This is a genomic window from Corynebacterium sp. HMSC08C04, from assembly GCF_001807495.1.
Taxonomy (GTDB): domain Bacteria; phylum Actinomycetota; class Actinomycetes; order Mycobacteriales; family Mycobacteriaceae; genus Corynebacterium; species Corynebacterium simulans.
Genome location: NZ_KV789215.1, coordinates 100,289 through 101,259, shown reverse-complemented (window position 1 = coordinate 101,259; position 971 = coordinate 100,289). Strand labels below are relative to the sequence as shown.

The 971-nt window shown below is 53.0% G+C and carries 1 protein-coding gene and 1 pseudogene; one reads left to right on the top strand and one right to left on the bottom strand.

Going from position 1 to position 971, the window contains the following annotated elements; genetic code table 11:
* Positions 1–516: pseudogene (locus HMPREF3169_RS07500) on the top strand (conjugal transfer protein TraA); the annotation flags it as partial.
* Positions 517–596: 80 nt separating this feature from the next.
* On the opposite strand, the gene HMPREF3169_RS07495 reads toward HMPREF3169_RS07500, so the two are convergent.
* Positions 597–833, bottom strand: coding sequence for a peptide transporter (locus HMPREF3169_RS07495; RefSeq protein ID WP_070456048.1), 237 nt, complete (start codon positions 831–833; stop codon positions 597–599).
* Positions 834–971 lie beyond the last annotated feature (138 nt).

Here is a 971-nt window from a genome sequence, read left to right as displayed (position 1 = left end):
CCGCAACACCCCTACCAACAAGCCGCTCTCAGCACTGACCGCGCAGACATCGCCACACGCTTGCGCGCAGAGGAAGTCCCCAACGATGTTGCCGACCATGCAGGCTACATCGCTGATGAAGTCAACCTACTTGCCGCACAACGCACCTATGAACTACGCCGCCTGGGCTTAGACGAGCCAGCACAAGAGGCAATCCGCGACATGGTCGCAGAAACCATTGCTGCTGCCTACGAACCAGACAATGACGAGACTCACCACGATGAGCAAGACACCGCCGTCCAGAACACCGTAGGGGAAGAGCAACCTGCACCCGAGACCACACCAGAAGAGGAAAACGCCGACAACACTCAAGACGAAGACACCAGCGGACTGAACGAAGGTGCGCGAGCAAGCCTCGACTTCCTCGCCAGCCTCGGCCTAGGTGGAGAGCAGCAAAGTGTTACCAGCGACAGCGACACTACCGACGAACAAGCACCCGCTGATGAGCTTGAAGAAGAACAAGGCCCAGAGCTTTAGAAAACAGCGAGGTCAGAGCGCTAGAAGGAATAAATGTATATACCTACATACACATGTGTGTAGGTATATACACCAGTTAATCAGCTTCTTTCTTCGAGCCATCGTGTTGCCCACTCTTCAAAAAGTTGGGAGATGCTCTTCTCTTCTTCCACTGCAGCGAGTTTGAGTTCTTTAATCAATTGTCGATCACGGACGTACAACTGAAGACGTGTCGCTTTATCATTAGCTTGAGCGAACATCTTTGTTGAGGGCGAGCTCTCCGACCTATTTCCAGGTGATTCTTCCCGTGCCTTATTCTTAGCCTTTGGAATTGCCATCGTTTACCCCTTACTCCTCAAATGCTGCGATTACTTCTCGGGCCAAAGAATCCCACACCTTCGTACTGCTGGGCCTTGTTTCGAAGGCACGCCGTGTAGCCGCCCTAGTTGGGATGACTGTTTCAGCAAGCGCTGCAG

Excerpts from the sequence above, each read along its gene's own strand:
- HMPREF3169_RS07495 (WP_070456048.1), bottom strand. The coding sequence starts at position 833 with ATGGCAATTCCAAAGGCTAAGAATAAGGCACGGGAAGAATCACCTGGA.